The sequence below is a fragment of the Streptomyces venetus genome (genome assembly GCF_039540295.1).
GTDB lineage: Bacteria > Actinomycetota > Actinomycetes > Streptomycetales > Streptomycetaceae > Streptomyces > Streptomyces venetus.
Window position 1 is genome coordinate 1 of record NZ_BAABET010000008.1, and the last position, 17,732, is coordinate 17,732.

13 protein-coding genes are annotated in these 17,732 nt (G+C 70.2%); 7 read left to right on the forward strand and 6 right to left on the reverse strand.

The genetic code is table 11. The annotated features are described in order from the left end of the window. Window positions 1-778: cytochrome c oxidase subunit I (locus ABEA82_RS25185; protein WP_345663917.1), on the forward strand; the 778-nt coding region annotated here is incomplete at its 5' end. A gap of 5 nt (window positions 779-783) precedes the next feature. Beyond that, window positions 784-1,125 (forward strand): hypothetical protein, encoded by a 342-nt coding sequence (locus ABEA82_RS25190; RefSeq protein ID WP_345663918.1) that lies wholly within the window; start codon window positions 784-786, stop codon window positions 1,123-1,125. Window positions 1,126-1,182: 57 nt separating this feature from the next. On the opposite strand, the gene ABEA82_RS25195 is transcribed toward ABEA82_RS25190, so the two are convergent. Beyond that, window positions 1,183-2,064, reverse strand: a complete 882-nt coding sequence (locus tag ABEA82_RS25195; RefSeq protein ID WP_345663919.1) for an NAD(P)-dependent oxidoreductase — start codon at window positions 2,062-2,064, stop codon at window positions 1,183-1,185. A 150-nt stretch (window positions 2,065-2,214) separates the two neighbouring features. Here ABEA82_RS25195 and ABEA82_RS25200 point away from each other — a divergent pair, with 150 nt between their 5' ends. After that, window positions 2,215-3,204, forward strand: a complete 990-nt coding sequence (locus ABEA82_RS25200; RefSeq protein WP_425588558.1) for a GlxA family transcriptional regulator — start codon at window positions 2,215-2,217, stop codon at window positions 3,202-3,204. A gap of 1 nt (window position 3,205) precedes the next feature. Here ABEA82_RS25200 and ABEA82_RS25205 read toward each other — a convergent pair whose 3' ends face one another. Continuing rightward, window positions 3,206-3,865, reverse strand: a complete 660-nt coding sequence (locus tag ABEA82_RS25205; protein ID WP_345663921.1) for a TetR/AcrR family transcriptional regulator — start codon at window positions 3,863-3,865, stop codon at window positions 3,206-3,208. A gap of 147 nt (window positions 3,866-4,012) precedes the next feature. On the opposite strand from ABEA82_RS25205, the gene ABEA82_RS25210 reads away from it, so the two are divergent. After that, window positions 4,013-5,269, forward strand: coding sequence for a YncE family protein (locus ABEA82_RS25210; protein ID WP_345663922.1), 1,257 nt, complete (start codon window positions 4,013-4,015; stop codon window positions 5,267-5,269). Here ABEA82_RS25210 and ABEA82_RS25215 read toward each other — a convergent pair. Next, entirely contained in the window at window positions 5,262-7,121 is a 1,860-nt protein-coding gene (locus ABEA82_RS25215) for a cellulase family glycosylhydrolase (RefSeq protein ID WP_345663923.1), read from the reverse strand. The genes ABEA82_RS25210 and ABEA82_RS25215 overlap by 8 nt on opposite strands. A gap of 82 nt (window positions 7,122-7,203) precedes the next feature. After that, a complete protein-coding gene (locus ABEA82_RS25220; RefSeq protein WP_345663924.1) occupies window positions 7,204-9,177 on the reverse strand; it encodes a GTP-binding protein in 1,974 nt (657 codons plus the stop codon). A gap of 188 nt (window positions 9,178-9,365) precedes the next feature. Here ABEA82_RS25220 and ABEA82_RS25225 point away from each other — a divergent pair, with 188 nt between their 5' ends. Further along, on the forward strand, window positions 9,366-10,472 hold the full coding sequence (locus ABEA82_RS25225) for an XdhC family protein (protein ID WP_345663925.1): 1,107 nt from the start codon (window positions 9,366-9,368) through the stop codon (window positions 10,470-10,472). 40 nt (window positions 10,473-10,512) lie between these two features. Here the strand turns inward: ABEA82_RS25225 and ABEA82_RS25230 are convergent, their stop codons facing one another. Further along, complete coding sequence (locus tag ABEA82_RS25230; protein ID WP_345663926.1) at window positions 10,513-12,927, reverse strand: SpoIIE family protein phosphatase; 2,415 nt, start codon at window positions 12,925-12,927, stop codon at window positions 10,513-10,515. Window positions 12,928-13,102: 175 nt separating this feature from the next. Then, window positions 13,103-14,887 carry a sigma-54-dependent Fis family transcriptional regulator gene (locus ABEA82_RS25235; RefSeq protein ID WP_345663927.1) on the reverse strand — a complete coding sequence of 595 codons (1,785 nt, stop codon included), beginning with the start codon at window positions 14,885-14,887 and terminating at the stop codon, window positions 13,103-13,105. A gap of 184 nt (window positions 14,888-15,071) precedes the next feature. Between ABEA82_RS25235 and ABEA82_RS25240 the strand changes: the two genes are divergently transcribed. Beyond that, the gene (locus ABEA82_RS25240; protein ID WP_345663928.1) at window positions 15,072-16,097 is read left to right on the forward strand and encodes an NAD(P)-dependent alcohol dehydrogenase; all 1,026 of its coding nucleotides are present in this window, start codon (window positions 15,072-15,074) and stop codon (window positions 16,095-16,097) included. 17 nt (window positions 16,098-16,114) lie between these two features. Continuing rightward, the gene (locus tag ABEA82_RS25245; RefSeq protein WP_345663929.1) at window positions 16,115-17,716 is read left to right on the forward strand and encodes an ABC transporter substrate-binding protein; all 1,602 of its coding nucleotides are present in this window, start codon (window positions 16,115-16,117) and stop codon (window positions 17,714-17,716) included. Window positions 17,717-17,732: the final 16 nt, after the last annotated feature.

Below are 17,732 nucleotides of genomic sequence, written 5' to 3' on the forward strand. Positions count from 1 at the left end.
GATCGCGGGTCTGTCCGTGACGGTGTGGGCGCACCACATGTACGTCACCGGCGGTGTGCTGCTGCCGTTCTTCTCCTTCATGACCTTCCTGATCGCGGTCCCGACCGGTGTGAAGTTCTTCAACTGGGTCGGCACCATGTGGCGCGGAAGCCTGTCCTTCGAGACGCCGATGCTGTGGGCCATGGGCTTCCTGATCACGTTCGTGTTCGGCGGACTCACCGGGGTCCTGCTGGCCTCGCCGCCGATCGACTTCCACGTCTCCGACTCGTACTTCGTGGTGGCCCACTTCCACTACGTCATCTTCGGCACCGTGGTCTTCGCGATGTTCTCCGGTTTCCACTTCTGGTGGCCCAAGTTCACCGGCAAGATGCTGGACGAGCGCCTCGGCAAGATCACCTTCTGGACGCTGTTCATCGGCTTCCACGGCACGTTCCTGGTCCAGCACTGGCTGGGCGCCGAGGGCATGCAGCGGCGGATCCCCGACTATCTGGCGGTGGAGGGCCTGACCACGCTCAACACGGTGTCGAGCGTCTTCTCGTTCCTGCTCGGCATGTCGATGCTGCCGTTCTTCTACAACGTCTGGAAGACGGCCAAGTACGGCGAGCGGGTCACGGCCGACGACCCGTGGGGCTACGGCCGTTCCCTGGAGTGGGCCACCTCCTGCCCGCCGCCCCGCCACAACTTCGTCGCGCTCCCCCGTATCCGCAGCGAGTCCCCGGCGTTCGACCTGCACCATGCGGAGGTCGCGGCGGCGGAGCGGGAGCTGACGCTCCGGTGACCGCCATGGAGGACCTTCCCATGGACATGCGGGCGTTCCACAACGAGGTCGAGGGCCACCTGCTCGCGGCGGCCGCACACGACGAGGCCCGCGCGTCCGCCGAGCGGTTCGCCGCGCGGCTCGACTGGCTGACCGAGGCCCAGCGGCACGAGGTGGAACGGCAGTTCGCGGCGGAGCACCTCGAACTCGCCCGGGCCTCCTGGCGGCGGACCGTGCGGCGTGGGGAGGAGCTGCGGGACGAGTACGAGGCGGTGTACCGAGGCCTCCGTACGCGGCTGCTGGCCGGCCTGCTGCTGGGGTTCGCGCTGGTGGCGGCCGTGAACTTCGTGGTGCTGGTGTCGGGCTAGGGCCTGTCGTTCGGGCCCCGCGTCTGCGTCGTGATCCGAACGACAGGCCCTAGCCGCTCAGTTCCTCGGCGCGGGCCGCAGTACCTCGATCAAGCTGGCGTAACTGTCCTTTCCGTGGTCCTGGGCACTGGCTTTCTCCATGGCGGCCCTGAGCAGCTCGGGCAGCGCGTTGTCGACGCCCCGGGCCTCCGCCGCGTGGATGAGGTGGCCGATGGCCGCGATCTGCACGTCGACCGTGGCGTCGTCGCCCGGGTAGTGGCCGGCGTCGACCTGGGGCGCGTAGGTGGTGAGGAACCGGGCCACCGTGTCCAGCCAGCGGATCGCGACGGGTGTGAAGTCGGTGGCGGGGGTCCCTTCGGTGCCGACCAGGGCGGTGCCGTGCAGCCAGCCGGTCATGGTGGACCACATCAGGCCGAGGAGCGCGGCGTCGTAGAGGGAGGCGAGGCCCGGGTCGGTGCCCAGGTGGAGGGGGTCGCCGAGGGTCGCCAGGGTGGCACGGTGGGCTTCGAAGACCTGACGGGAGCCGCTGTAGAGGAACATCATGGCGGGGTCGCCGACCCCGGGCGGTGTGGTCATGATGGCCCCGTCGAGGTAGTCGGCCCCGTGGGAGTGCGCCCATCGGACGGCCTCCTGGGCCTGCTCGGGTGAGCCGGAGGTGAGGTTGACCAGGGTTCTGCCCGCCAGGTCGCCGGCGACCGGGTCGAGGACGGTGTACAGCGCCTCGTAGTCCAGTACGCAGGCGATGACGAGCGGGGAGGCCGCGACCGCCTCCTGGGGTGTGGCGGCCGGGCGCGCCCCACGCTCGGCCAGGGAACGGGCCTTGTCCGGGGACCGGTTCCAGACGGTCGTCGGGTGGCCCCGGTCCAGGAGCGCTGCGGCCAGTGCCGAGCCCATCGAGCCGAGTCCGAGGACGGTGACGGCCGAGTGTTCCGCGTTCATATCCAACTCCTCGTAGAACGTGCACAGGTGACGTGTGATCACGTACGGCTCACGTTCGCAGCGCGCGAAGATCGGAAACAGTGACGGGGGTGACGGCCTCCACCAAATTCCTGCCATAGGCTGCGGAACATGAGTGCCGGTTCCGTCGCGGTGGTCGTGACCGAGGAGATCGGGGTCCCTTCCTGGGACCTGTACGAACTGAGCATCCCCTGCACGGTGTTCGGGAAGCCACAGCCGGATCTGGCCGACCCCTGGTACGACCTGCGGCTGTGCGGCACCGGGGGCGGGGCGGAGGACGGCCCGCAGGGGCTGAGCCTGCGCACCCGGTACGGACTGGACGACCTGGTCGGCGCCGACACGGTCATCGTGCCGTCGGTGCCGGACCCGTGTGTCGAGGAGGGCAGGCCCCTGCCGCCGGAGCTGGTCACCGCACTGCGCCGGGCCTACGAGGCGGGTGCCCGCATGGTGTCCCTGTGCACCGGCGCCTTCGCCCTGGCCGAGGCCGGGCTGCTCGACGGGCGGCGCGCGACCGCCCACTGGATGCACACCGCCCAACTGGCCGAGCGATACCCGAAGGTGGAGGTCGACGCGTCGGTGCTGTACGTGGACGACGGTGAGGTGCTGACCAGTGCGGGGCTGACCGCCGGGCTCGATCTGTGTCTGCATCTGGTGCGGCGCGATCTCGGCGCACACGTCGCCAACCAGCTGGCGCGCCGCATGGTGGTGCCCGCCCACCGGCCGGGCGGTCAGGCGCAGTTCATCGAGCAGCCGGTGCCGCTGGGCGACGACGAGGGGCTGGCCCCCGTCCTCGAGTGGGCGAGGGAGCACCTCGACCGGCCGCTGACGGTCGCGGACCTGGCGCGGCGGGCCGCGATGAGCCCGCGTACGTTCTACCGGCGCCTACAGGCGGCCACCGGGGCGACACCCCTGCAGTGGCTGCTCCACCAGCGGCTCGGGCGTGCCCGGTCACTCCTGGAGTCGACGGACCTGCCGGTCGAGAGGATCGGGGAGCTGAGCGGCCTCGGCACGGCCAACAACCTCCGTCACCACTTCCTCAAGCACCTCGGAGTGTCGCCCGGCGGCTACCGGCGGGCGTTTCCCGGGGCCCGGGCGACCAGGGACGGGCGTCCGCGCAGCTGAGTCATCCCTGCGGGGCCCAGCCGGGCGGCCGCAGGATCCCCAGCAACTGCCGGACCAGTTCGTCGACGACCTCGTCCAGAGTCGCCTCGACCCAGCCGGCACTCCAGTCGTGGAGCAGGCCGTTGACGCTGCCGATGAAGGCCGTCGCCGCGAGGCGGTAGTCGCGGGGTGCGGCCTCCCCGCGCGCCGCGGCGGCCTGGGCCTCGGCGCAGATGAGGTCGACCCAGCCTGCCCGGCGGGCGAGCCGCTGTCCCTCCAGGCGCACACTGACACCGATGATCTCGACGAAGGTGATGCGGATACGGCGCGGATCGGCCGTGACGTTCCCGGCGTAGGCACGGAAGATCGCGGTGGCGCGCTCGACGAGCGGCAGGTCCGCCGCTCCGGCTGCCGCCTCCAGCACCGCCGCCTCGGCCCAGTCGTTGACCTGGAGGTGCAACGCGGCGAGCACGTCCTCGAGGGTGCGGAACTCCTCGTAGAACTGGCGGGTGGACAGCCCTGCGGCCTCGCTGAGTGCCGCGACCGTGGTGGAGCGGAAGCCCGGGGCGCCGCCGAACAGCCGGAGCGCGGCGTCGAGGAACCTCTGGCGCCGCTCGGCCTTCCGCTCCTCGGCGGTCTTGCCGCCGTAGCGGCCGGTCGGCGCTCTGAGTCTGCCCGGCACCGGCCCTCCCTTCGTGGTTCGAGCATCGCGCGTCGTTTCGCACACCGATTTTGTCGTGCACGCGGTCTTGTGGAGAAGGCCGCCCCTTCCTTACTTTTCAGTAAGTTCATTCTGAAAGCACGTGTGTTCAGATTCCAAGGAGCAGTCATGCCTGCCTTCCGACGACGGCACCTGTGCTTCGCGGCCGCCGCCCTCGCCCTGACCTTCACCGCCCCCGCGACCGCCGCCCACGCGGACGCCCCGGACGCCTCCGCCGCGCTGCGCGAGGTGCTGTTCGTGGGCAACAACTGGGAAGGCACCGCCGATGTCATCAAGTCCACCGGCGACTTCGCGAAGATCGGCCGGATCGACGTCGTCCCCGACAAGGACGAGAGGATGGCGGAGATCAACGCCGATCCGATCCGGTGGATCGCCTTCATGACGATCCGCAACAGCGTCGGCGAGGGGCACGACCAGTTCGTCGACGACATGTACTCCACGCCGGACGGGAAGTCGGTGGTGGTCTCCCGGCCGAGCTTCGCCGACGTCGTCTCGATCGATCTCGCGTCGGGGCGGCTCAACTGGCGTTTCCCGGTGTCCGGTTTCCGCGCCGACCACATGGCGGTCTCCCCCGACGGCAAGCGGGTCGCGGTGTCGGCGTCGACCGGCAACACCGTGCACGTGCTGGACATCGACACCGGCAGGCAGCTCGGCAAGGCGGCCACCGGTGACAAGCCGCACGAGAACATCTTCACCAAGGACGGCAAGTACATCTACAACATGTCGATCGGCGACGTGAACACGCAGACCGACGCCCCGTGGCTGGACTGGACGAAGGGCGACCGGCGCATCACCGTCATCGACGCGACCACGTACGAGCAGGTCAAGGTCATCGACATGCGTCAGCGACTGGACGCGATCGGTCTCAAGGACTACTCCGACGCGGTCCGGCCGGCCGTGTTCTCACCGGACGAGTCCAAGCTGTACTTCCAGGTGTCGTTCTTCAACGGCTTCTTCGAGTACGACCTGGCCACCGACAAGATCACTCGTACGAAGACGCTGCCGAAGAACCCGGCGACCAGCGACGACCGCACCACTTTCGTCAACGACTCCCGCCACCACGGCCTCTCGATGAGCCCGGACGGCAAGAAGCTGTGCGTCGCGGGCACCATGGACGACTACGCCACGGTCGTCGACCGCACCACGCTGAAGGAGGGCCCGCTCGTCACCGCCTCCAAGCCCTACTGGGCCACGGTCAGCGGTGACGGCAGGTCCTGCGTCGTCTCCGAGAGCGGCACCGACCAGGTCACGGCCATCGACTTCGCCACCGGCGAGAAGGTCGTGTCCGTACCGGTCGGCGACCACCCGCAGCGCGTCCGGCTCGGCCATGTGACGACCGGCTGGACGAGCCCGCCCGCTAGGTGACCTCCTTCGCGGCCCACGCCGCCAGCTCGGCGCGGGCCGCGTTCAGCAGGTCCGCCGAGGGAGCCGTCGCCCCGTTGGTCACCAGCGCGTAGTGCGGGACGCCCGAGTCCGGCGCGGTGAGCAGCAGGCGGCGGCTCCCGGTGCCGCCGGGCTCCTGGGCGACGCCGATCGGGGTCGCAGAGGTGTAGGCGGGTGGGGAGTGGGCCGTGCCCAGGTCGGACACGACCGTGGTGGACGAGGCCGGGAAGCTCGCCGGCAGATGGAGCTCGGTGGGCGCCGCGCCGCCGTTCGAGCGCCACAGCAGCAGCCCGTACTGCCCGGACCCCACCAGCCGCCGCACGTTCGGCAGCGACTGGGGCACCGGATTCCAGGTCAGGGTCGTCGAGCCGTCCCGGGAGCGGTCCTCGTAGGTGAAGCCGATGGTCGTACCGGCCGTGGCACTCGGGTAGAGGCGGTCCACGAGCCTGGCGTCCTGGCGCAGCACGGGCGTGCCCGTGTCGTCGAGACGTACCGCCGACAGGTCCTCGTCGTTCCAGGCGTCACCGGCGGTGAGCACCTTGTCGGGGTTGCCGTTCATCAGCTCGCGGTGGCGGCCGTTGTAGATGTCCCACTGCCACTGCGATCCGGAGAGCACCGGCCCCGAAGCGGCCGGGTCGGACCACCAGTCGGCCCCCTTGAGCCTTGAGTCGAGGGCCTGGTACATCGCCTTGAGGACCGTCGGTGCCTTGTCGGAGACGTTGCCGGCCAGCGGGTGGCCGAACTCGCTGACCACGGCGGCCGTCTGCGCGGCGGACGCCCGGTCGCGGACGGTGCGGAAGTCGTTCGCGTACTGGCCGTCGGCGGCCTTGCCCCACATGAAGACCCCGGAGATGGCCTTCTGGTCGTAGAAGTGGGTGTTGAAGACGTAGCGGGGTCCGAGTTTCCCGGCGTCCAGCAGGCCGCCCTCCTGCTTCTGGAAGTCCAGGTTGGCGTTCCAGAAGAGGTTCGGCTCGACGAAGGCGGGCTTGTCCCGCCAGCCGGCCGCGTCCATGCGGGCCCGGAACCTCTCGTAGAACGGCCACAGCACGTCCTTCTCCCAGGCGCGGCTGGTCTGCCCGGAGTCGTAGGTGCCGGCGTGCGGCTCGTTGTAGGGGTCGAAGCCGACGACGCCCTTGAACTGGTCGGCGCTCAGGTGCTGTCCGAGGTACGTCATGGTCTTCTCGGCGGTGGCGAGGAAGGCGTCCTGCACGCCGCGCGCGTTGTGCCAGAAGTCGTACGACGCCCGCTTCACCGCCTCGTTCTGGGTGATGTTCTGCCCCCAGAAGAGGCAGATCCCGCAGGACTCGTCGGGGTAGTTCCCGGCCTCCACGGCCCACTCGGGCGCGCCGTCGCCCGTGTACCAGCTGTCGCTGTCGAACAGGTGCCGGGAGTAGAGGTCCTGGTGGAAGTCGGGGTAGACGCGGATTCCGGCGTCGAGGAAGGCCTTCATCTGGTCGGTGGCGGCGGCCAGATAGGCGGTGTCCACCTGGCCGCGCTCGGGCTCGGCGTACGCCCAGGAGAGCAGGAAGCGGACGGTGTTGCCGCCGCCGACGGCGCGCAGGGCGGTCGCCGACTTGCGGGCGTCGGCGACCGAGGCGAAGGGCAGGCCCCTGTTCTCGGCGAGTTTGGTCTCGCCGGAGACGTTGTAGCCGCGCAGCACGGTCTCGCGGCCGAACTCGTCGGTGAAGCGGCCGCCCCGCACCGTGAGGGTCGGGTCGTCGAACCAGAGGGAGCCGGGAGGGGGCGCGGCGGTGGCGGGCGGGACGCCCGCCACCGACACGGAGCCGAAGAGGACAGCCAGGACAACCAGCAGACGCAGTCGGATAGTTGGCATGTCCACTACAGTCCGGCGATATCAGGACACCGTCAACACCCCTGACTCCGGAGTAAGTTCCCTCTCGGCCAGTGCGCACACCTCAGCCGCCGACCCTTCGTGTCACATTCAACAAGTACTCCTTCCTGTTCAGCGGGTTGTGGTCGGTGCGCGGACGCTCGGGGACCGTGCCGTGGGTGACGGGCGCGTAGTGAGCGAAGGCGCTCTCCAGTTCGCCCTCGCCACGGGTGAGCCCCGGCAGCCGCTGCCCGAGGGCGTGCACCCGGGCCGCCGGCACGGTGCCCTCCAGGACGCAGGTGTCGTCCCGGTTCAGCGTGGTCTCGGGCACGGCCCCGAGCCCGGCCAGGACCGGCAGCAGAGCGCCGAGGGTGTCGGCCGGTGCCTCGATGCGGAAGCGGTGCATCGGCTCGTGGACCCGGGTGCCGGCCTGCCGCAGCGCCGCCACCAGGACCAGCGGGGTCAGACCGCGGAAGTCGGCACCGGTGCTCGACATGCTCTTGTCGAAGCCCTGGTGGGCGTGGCTCTGGCGGGGCCAGTAGCCCTTGTGGGTCATGGTGACCACGCAGTCGGGGACCTGCCAGCCGTGCAGGCCCTGGTCGAGGGTCGCCCGCACGGTGTCCTCGACGGCCTTGAAGAACGCGTACGGCATGGAGCCGAGCTCCACCTCCAGCCGGAAAACGACGCCCGAACCGACGGGCGCGGGGTCGACGCGCAGGCCGACCGTCGCGAGGAACGGGTTCGCGTCCTTCTTGATGAACTCCACGGCCTGTCCCGTGCCGAGCAGCCGTTCGACGCAGAGCGGGGTGGTCTCGCGGAAGGTGACGTCGAGGCCGTACTCGTCGGCGAGGGTGGCCTGGACGACCTCCTTCTGCACCTCCCCGTACAGGGACACGGAGGTCTCCTGCCGCCGTTCGTCGTGGCGCAGGCCGATCAGCGGGTCCTGTTCGGCGAGTTGCGTGAGCGCGAGGTGGAGTGCGCCCCGGTGCACGCCTGGGCCGGGGACGACGACCGTCTCCAGGGTGGGCGGGGCGAAGACGTGCTCGTACGCCTTGCGGGGTTCGCCGAGCGCGTCGCCGATCCTGATGTCGCCCAGGCCCCACAGCCGGGCGATCTGCCCGGCGCGGACCGCTTCGCCGCTGGTGTCCGTGCCGTGGCCGAAGACGCTGATCGCGGTGACGCGGCCGTCGGCGCCGTCCGCCCCGAAGGGGACGCGGTCGCGGGTGCGCAGGGTGCCGGAGAACATCCGGGCGTAGGCGACCTTCTCCCCCGCCGGTCCCCGCTCGACCTTGAACACGGTGCCCGACACCGGACCGTCCGCCTCCCCGTCGGCCGTCGGCAGCAGTTCCTCGATGCCGGTCAGCAGCGCGTCCACACCGGCGCCGGTGACGGCGGAGCCGAAGTAGACGGGGTGGACCAGGGCCTCGCGGGTCCGGGCGGCCAGGGAGGTGCGCAGCAGCGCGTCCGTGAGGGTGTTCTCGACGTACGCCGACAGCAGGGTGTCGTCGTGGTCGGCGAGGACGTCGAGGGCGGCGGCCGGTCCGGGGCCCGGGGTGCAGCGGGCCGCACGCGTACCGAGGCCGGTGGCCGTTCCCATCGGCACGATCGCGGGGGTCAGCCTCGCCCGGATCGACCGCAGGACCGTCTCGTACCCCGCCCCACGCCGGTCGATCTTGTTGACGAACAGCAGGGTCGGGATGCGCAGCCGCTGGAGGGTCCGCATCAGCACACGGGTCTGTGCCTGCACTCCCTCGACGGCGGAGACGACGAGGACGGCACCGTCCAGCACACCGAGCACACGCTCGACTTCGGCGATGAAGTCCGGGTGACCGGGGGTGTCGATGAGGTTGACCGTCACACCGCCGAGGGGGAACGAGACGACGGCGGACTTGATGGTGATGCCGCGCTGCCGTTCCAGCGCGAGGGTGTCGGTGCGGGTGTTCCCGTCGTCGACGCTGCCGATCTCGTCGATCACCCCGGCCGAATGGAGCAGCCGCTCGGTCAGGCTGGTCTTACCGGCGTCGACATGGGCGAGAATCCCGAGGTTGAGCACGTGCACGAAGCGTCATGTCCTTCACAGAGAGGTCCGTTCCTGGCTGGGGGGACATGTAGGGAGTGCGCATCTGTGCTCCTCGGGACTCCGGGACGTCTTCGTCCCGTGCAGTGCAGCAGACCGGCCCGGTGGGCCACAACGGAATTAACCGCCGTCGGGGTACCCGGTGGGCCCCGCGTGGAAGGAGGCGGATCGTGCGTGACATCCTCCCGGTGCTCGGCCGCTGGTACGCGGCCCGCCACCCGTTCGGCCTCGCCACGGTCGTCGAGGTCAGCCGCAGCGCGCCGCGCGACGCGGGTGCGGCGATGGCCGTGGGTCCGGACGAGGAGGTCGTGGGCAGCGTGTCCGGGGGCTGTGTCGAAGGTGCGGTGTTCGAGCTGGCGGGGGACGTCGTGGCGAGCGGCGAGGCCCGGCTGGAGAGCTTCGGCTACAGCGACGAGGACGCCTTCGCCGTCGGGCTGACCTGCGGCGGCGAGATCACCCTGCTCGTGCGGCCCGTGACGGCCGAGCTGGATCCCGCCTTCGGTGAGGTCGCCGCGTCGGTCGGTGCCGGGGAGCCGGTGACCGTGGCCACGGTGACCGGCGGTCCGGCGCCGCGCGGGGCGACGCTCGCCGTCTGGCCGGACCGGGTCGCGGGGACGCTCGGCGCGAGCGGCCTGGACGCCGCCGTGACCGCCGACGCGCGCGGCGAACTCGCCCTGGGCGCCACCGGCCTGCGGCACTACGGGCCCGAGGGGCAGCGCCGCGAGGACTCCGTCGGCGTGTTCCTCCAGTCCTTCGCGCCACCGCCGCGGATGCTGGTCTTCGGCGCGATCGACTACGCCGCGGCCGTGGCCCGCATCGGGGACTTCCTCGGCTACCGGGTCACCGTCTGCGACGCCCGCCCCGTCTTCGCCACGCCCCGGCGCTTCCCCGAGGGCGTCGAGGTGGTCGTGGAGTGGCCGCACCGCTATCTGCGAGGCACGGACACCGACGAGCGCACGGTGGTCTGCGTCCTCACACACGACCCCAAGTTCGACGTTCCGTTGCTGGAGGAGGCACTGCGCCGGCCGGCCGCCTACATCGGGGCGATGGGCAGCCGCCGGACCCATGCCGACCGGGCGCGGCGGCTGGCCGAGGCCGGACTCACGCAGGGCGAGCTGTCCCGGCTGCGGTCACCGGTCGGCCTGGATCTCGGGGCCCGTACCCCGGAGGAGGTGGCGGTGTCGGTCGCGGCCGAGATCGTGGCGCTGCGGTGGGGCGGCAGCGGCGCCCCGCTGACCGCCACGGAGGGAGCGGTGCATCCGCACCGCTTCTCCTGATCACCGGGATTCGCCGGGTCGCCGCCGGTCTCACAGGAATTCACAGCCCGAGCAGCGACTGTTCGGTCCACACAGTCTTGCCCTCGCGGGTGTAGCGGGTGCCCCAGCGCTCGGTCACCTGGGCCACCAGGAACATGCCGCGTCCCCCCTCGTCGGTGGTGCGGGCCCGACGCAGGTGCGGTGAGGTGTGGCTGGCGTCGGCGACCTCGCAGACAAGCCGTCGTTCACGGATGAGTCGCAGGGTCACGGGGCCCGTGGCGTAGCGGTAGGCGTTGGTGACCAGCTCACTGGCGATCAATTCGGTGGCGAACGCCAGGTGTTCCAGTCCCCACAGGGTGAGTTGCGTCGTGGCGAGTGTTCTGGCCTGTGCCGCGGCGGTCGGCCCCACCGGCAGTTGCCAGGAGGCGACGTTCTCCGGTGGCAGGACCCGGGTGCGTGCGATGAGCAGGGCGATGTCATCAGCGGGCTGCCCGGGCACGAGGGAGTCGACGACCGCCTGGCACGTCTTCTCCAAGGGGTCCGCCGGGTGGGTGAGCGCTGTGCACAGCCGTCGCAGGCCCGTGTCGACGTCCAGATGGCGTTCGCCGATGAGTCCGTTGGTATAGAGCGTGAGCAGGCTGCCCTCGGCCAGTTCGATCTCCCGCGTTTCGAATGGCAGTCCGCCCAGGCCGAGCGGTGGGCCGGGGGGCAGGTCGAACAGGGCTGCCTCTCCGTCCGGCGAGGTCACGACCGGTAGCGGGTGGCCGGCTCGCGCCGCGGAGCATTGGCGAGAGACGGGGTCGTAGACGGCGTACAGGCAGGTGGCGCCGATGATCTGCTCCCCCGCGAGTCGCTCGTCGGCTGTCTCTTGTTCGGCGGCGAGGAGGCTGACCAGGTCGTCCAGCCGGGAGAGCACCTCGTCCGGTTCCAGGTCGAGGGTGGCAAGGGTGTGCACGGCGGTACGCAGTCGGCCCATCGTGGCAGCGGCGTGCAGTCCGTGCCCCACCGCGTCGCCGACCACGAGCGCGACCCTGGCCCCCGACAACGGGATGACGTCGAACCAGTCACCTCCGGGTCCGGGAGCCGTACTGGCCGGGAGGTAGCGAGGGGCCACTTCGAGGGCCGGCTGGTGCGGAACGGTCCTCGGCAGCAGGGTGCGTTGCAGGGTGGACGCGGTCTGCTGCTGTTGGGTGAAGCGTCGAGCGTTGTCGATGCTGACGGCGGCGCGCGAGGCGAGTTCCTGGGCCAGGGTGAGATCGTCGGCCTCGAACGGCTCGGGGTGCCGCGACCGCCACAGGCTCATCACGCCCAGGACCAGGCCGCGCGCGGCCAGGGGCACCACGATCAGGGAGTGAGCCGAGAGGTCCGGCGCCTGCTCGCCCCGGCGCGGCTCCGCCAGAAACCAGTCCGGCGAGAGGACGGGTTCGAGGAGGGGACGCCCGTCGGCCAGGCATCTGGCCTGTGGTGTGCCGGGTGCCGGGTGCACCGGCTCGCCTTCCGGGGGCGGCAGGTCGGGCTGCCGGACCGCGAGGCCGCGGACCGCGACTCGTACGACGGGCCCCGCCAGTGCCTGCGCCGGCTCCTCGCCGCGCGTCACCGGTTGCGACAGGTCGACGGTCACGTGGTCGGCCAGGTGGGGAACCATGACATCCGCGAGCTCGCGGGCCGTCTGCCGCACGTCGAGCGTCGAACCGATACGGGCACCGGCCTGGTCGAGGAGCGCCAGGCGACGTCGGGCCCGATGGCGCTCGGTGACGTCCTCCACCGTCTCCGCCACTCCCAGGACCCGCCCGGCGGGGTCCTGCAGCAGGAAGGCCGAGACGGACGCGGCCCGCACGCGTGTCGGATCCCGCTCCAGACGGGCGTACTGCTCACTGGCGACCAGTGATTTCCCGCTCTCCATCACCTGACGCACCCGTTCCACGGACCTCCGCGCGTCCTCGGCGACCAGCAGGTCGCCCGTGGGCATTCCCGGGAAGGAGGCGGCCGGCATCCCGGTGAACTGCTCGATCGCCCTGTTGACCCGCAGAATCGTCATCTCGGGGCTGTGCACGACGAGGCCGACGGGGCACCGGCGGAACAACCCGTCGAGGACCGCACGGTCCCTCTGCCACTCGAGGACCTCCGCCGCGGGCGCCCCGACGAGGAACCATTCGCGGACCTGGTCCCCGCGCAGCAGCTCACGGGCCCGGAAACCCATCTCCACGAGCCGCCCGCCGCGATGCCGCACGGCCAGTACGCCGAACCAGCCGCCGTCTCTCCTGCACATCGCCGCGGCATCCTTGGCGGCCGGCAGGTCGCCGGGGTCGATCAGGACCTCGAAGGCCGGACGGCCGATCACCTCGGACCCCGGGTGGCCGAGCAACTCCTCGGCGCGCCGGCTCCAGCCGACCACGGTCCCCCGGTCGTCGAGCACCGCCGAGGCGGCGCGGTGCAGTGCGAACGGATCGTCCGGGCTCTCGCTGAGCACTGTCATCCGCTTTTCCACCCCGGACACCACCTCGTATCGGATACGGATGTGCTCCACCCTCGTCTTCGGGTGTCGTGGCTCCTTGCTCCACGATGGATCCGCCCTTCGTGGCTCCTTGCTCCACGATGGATCCGCCCTGCCTGCCCCGCCACAGGTGCGGTACGCATGCCGGAACAGCCCGTCACGTCAGGCTGGACGGGACGATCCCGTAGCGGCGCATCTTGCGGTACATCGTGGCGCGGGAGATGCCGAGGTCCTGCGCGGTCCGCTGGACGTTGGAGTTGTGGTCCATCAGCCCCCGCAGAATGGCGTCGCGCTCCAGCGCCTCGATGGTGGTGAGGACCTTGTTCGACGACACCCGGCATTCCGGGGGCAGGTCCTGCGCCTGGATCATCCGGCCCGAACGCCGCCGCGCCAGGCCGCGGATCACCGACTCCAGCTGCCGTACGTTCTCCGGCCAGGGACATCGCCGCAGCACGGTCAGCGCATCCCCGGAGAAACGGCTCTCACCGCTCGGCCGGTACTTGCGCAGGAAGAACCGCGCCAGCTGCTCGGTGTCCCCGTAGCGATGGCGCAGGGCGGGCACCTCCACCGAGGCGCCGCAGAGCCGGTCGAGCTCGTCGTCGGCGCCGACCATCGACGGCTGGCTGGTCATGACCACCTGCGCGGTCGCGCCGCCGTCCCGCCGCAGCAGCAGGTCCGTCAGCCGCTGCCGCAGCTGGTCGCCCAGCAGGTGGACATCGCTGAGGAGGAGTACGTCGGACCGCTCGGCGAGCAGCTCGCCGATGTCGTGCAGCCAGCACTCGGTGACGGCAGGTGAATCCGACAGCGGCGCCTCCCGTGTGTGAAGCCGGCGTCCTGCGCCGTGGGCTCGGTGCAGGGCCTCGACCAGCGTCCTCTTGCCGACGCCGGCTTCGCCCAGGAGATGAAGCCATGTTCCGGCGACGAACGCTGTCTCGCTGTCGGCGACCGCGCGCAGCCAGTGCGGGGAGGAGCCCACCAGTCCCAGGCCGGAGCGGACCGGCGGGACGGAAAGCGCGGGTGTGGACTGGGGCCGTCCGATCAGCCGGACCCGGAAGACGGCGCCCGCGTCGCTGTCCTCGCGCCGGCAGCGACTGATCCTGAGTTCGGCGACGCGCCCCGAGGGCAAGGGGATGCTGCGGGTCCCCTCCAGCCGGGGATGGTCGGCCATCTCACGGGCGTGGTCGAGCAGCGCATGGTGATCGGGACCGGTCACGGCGGTGCTGAGCTGCTCGTTCATCATGACGACATCGCGGTTGAGTGCCAGCACGGGTCCCGGGCGCGCCGAGGAGCACGCCTCCATGTAGTCCTGGAAGAGCGCCCGCTCGCGCCGCGAGGTGATCGCCTCGATCTCGGCCTCGATCTGGGCCGCGACCGAGCGGGCGAAGGCCATCAGCATGCCGTCGGAGCCTTGACGGATGCTGGTGAGATTGAACGCCCCCAGCAGGGTGCGCCGAGTGGGATGCAGGATCGGTACGGCAGCGCAGTGGAACTCCCGCAGGTCCTCGACGTAGTGCTGCCTCCCGGCGATCACGACAGGGCGGCCGCTGGCCAGCGCGGTCCCGATGCCGTTGGTGCCCACGTACCGCTCGGAGAACACATGGCCCGGGGCCAGATGCACACGATTGAGGTGCGTCGTCAAACCCTCGTGGGACACCTTCCGGGACAGCACGACGCCGTTCCGGTCTGTGATCATGGTGGAGACCGGGTCGTCGGCGAGCTGCTCGTGCAGCGTGTCCAGGATGGGCAGCGCCGCCCTGGCCAGGGGGCTGTCCAGATTGGGGTTGTCCAGGTAGGGGGCGTCGAGGCTGCCCGACTTCACCTCGTACTCGATCGAGCGTTGCCATGAGGCGACCACGAGCGGCCGGGCGCTCGGATCGTTGGTGACCTCCAGATAGAGCTCTCTGGCTGCTCTCAGTGAGTTCCCGGGTTGGTGTCGGGGCATTTAACACTCCCGTGCGGCGCGCGTCACATTCCTCGGTGCAGTGATTGGAACAGCCCGGCGGGCTCGCGCCTACGGCGTGTATCACATTGAGACATCCGCGGACGGATTCTGAGACATCGACCTGCCGTCGGCGGCCTGTGTAATCGGCGCACCCCCCACACCCGCCGACTCGCAGGGAGCCGCCATGAAAGCCGTGCAGGTCATCGAGTACGACGAGCCGCCCGTGCTCGTGGACGTGCCGGACCCGCAGATCACCGGCCCGCTGGACGTGATCGTCAAGATCGGGGGCGCCGGGGTCTGCCGGACCGATCTGCACATCCTCGAAGGCCAGTGGAAGGAGAAGAGCGGGGTCGTCCTCCCGTACACCATCGGTCACGAGAACGCCGGCTGGGTCGCGGAGGTCGGGGAGGCCGTCACCAACGTCGAGGTGGGTGACCCGGTCATCCTGCACCCGCTGGCGACCTGCGGTCTGTGCCGTGCCTGCCGGGCCGGTGACGACGTGCACTGCGTGAACTCGGCCTTCCCGGGCATCGACGCCGACGGAGGCTACGCCGAGTACCTGAAGACCAGCGCCCGCTCGGTCGTGCCCCTCGCCCCGTCCCTGGAGCCGGCCTCGGTGGCGGCGCTGGCCGACGCCGGGCTCACGGCGTACCACGCCGTCGCCAAGGCGGCCCGGGCACTGCGGCCCGGTGACAGGGCCGTGGTCATCGGCGCCGGCGGACTCGGGCACATCGGCATCCAGGTGCTGCGGGCACTGTCACCGGTCGAGATGATCGTCATCGACCGCAGCCCCGAGGCCCTCGCGCTGGCCAAGGAACTCGGCGCCGACCACACGCTCCTCGCCGACGGCAGCGAAGCCGAACACGTACGGGACCTCACCTCGGGGCACGGGGCGGAGGCCGTCCTGGACTTCGTCGGTGAGGGGGGCGCCGTCGAGACGGGCGTGGCCTGCCTGCGCCGCAACGGCAACTACTACGTCATCGGCTACGGCGGCCACCTCCACGTGCCGACCATCGACGTCATCTCCACGGAGATCAACTTCATCGGCAATCTCGTGGGGTCGTACAACGACCTTTGCGAGCTGATGGTGCTGACGGCCCGCGGCAACGTCGCCCTGCACACCCAGCGGTACCCCCTCGCCTCCTTCCGGCAGGCCCTCGACGACCTGGACGCCGGTGCCGTGCGCGGCCGAGCGATCTTGATCCCCTGACACGCAGGAGAAGCCTGATGCGCAGCAGACCGTATACGCGTGTGGTCGCCGTCGCGGCCGTGGCGGCCCTGACCGCCACCGCGTGCACCGCCCAGAGCGAGGCACAGCACAAGTCCAAGCAGAAGGCCGCGCTGTTCAAGCCCGGCTCGGAGATCAGCTACCAGAAGTACGGCAAGAGCTACCCGGCGACGAAGGTCAAGGACGGCCCCGGCCCCTGCAGCTACGAGTCGATCAGCCGCAAGGACTACTCCGGACAGACGCTGAAGATCATCAGTCATGCCGTTCCGGTCATCGGTGAGCCGACGCAGCTGCACGCCAAGCAGTTCGAGGAGATCACCGGCGGGAAGGTCGAGGTGGTCAACGTCCCCTTCGGCGAGCTGCACCAGAAGATCCTCACGCCCCTCCAGGCGGGCCAGCCGGCGTACGACGTCATGTTCTACCCGTCCCTGTGGATCGGGGACATGGCCCCGTACCTGGCACCGGTGCCGGAGGAGTACCTGAACACCCCCGGCATGCGGGACGTCACCCAGTCCTACATGGACGTGGCGACCTGGGACGGGAAGGTCGTGCAGTACCCGGTGGACGGTGACCGGCACTACCTCAAGGTCCGCACCGATGTGCTGAAGGACCCCAAGTGGCAGGCGGAGTACAAGAAGGCCACGGGCAAGGAGCTGAAGGTCCCCACGACGTGGGCGGAATACCAGGAGACGGCCGAGGTCTTCAGCGGCAAGGACTTCGACGGCGACGGCAAGAAGAACTACGGCAGTGCCGAGGTCACCAAGCGCGATGACCTGACGTTCTCCGCGTTCATCAGCCGTGCGGCGCCGTACGTGAAGAACCCGAAGGTCAAGGGCGGTGTCTTCTTCGACGCCGAGACCATGAAGCCGCTGATCAACACGCCCGGCTTCGTCCGCGCCCTGAAGGACATGGTCAAGGCCAAGTCCACCTGGGCACCGGGCGGCGCCAACTTCGGCCTGGGAGACGAGATCTTCTCCTTCGGAGGCGGCCAGACGCTGATGTCCTACTCCTGGGACGACGCCTTCATCCAGGCCCAGCAGCCGGACAGCAAGATCCGCAACACGGTTCAGGCGGCCCCGCTGCCGGGCTCGTCGGAGGTCTACAACCGCACCACGAAGTCGTGGGACAAGAAGGCGAACCAGGCGGCCTACTTCACCTGGGGCTGGACCTCCGCGGTGGCCAAGGCCTCCAGCCACCAGGAGATGGCCTTCGACTACCTGTGCTTCTTCGGCAACGAGGCCAACACCGCGCTCGACCTCACCATCGGACGTTTCGGCGTCAACCCCTACCGCATCTCCCACTTCGACCCGGCGTTCTGGGAGAAGCAGGGCTGGGACAAGGACGTCGCCGAGGCGTACGTGAAGACGCTCTCCGGCATGGAGGAGAGCCCCAACCGCCTCTTCGACCTGCGTGTCCCCGGTGTCAACCAGTACATGTCCGCGCTGGCCAACGGCGTTGCCGCGGCGCTGGCGGGCCAGGAGTCCCCGCAGCGGGCACTGGACGGCGTGGCCGGCGAGTGGTCCGAGATCACCGACCAGATCGGCAAGGACAAGGTCCGCAGCGCCTATCGCAACGTGGTCGCGCTCGAGGACAAGTCCTGATCCGAACGCAGGACGC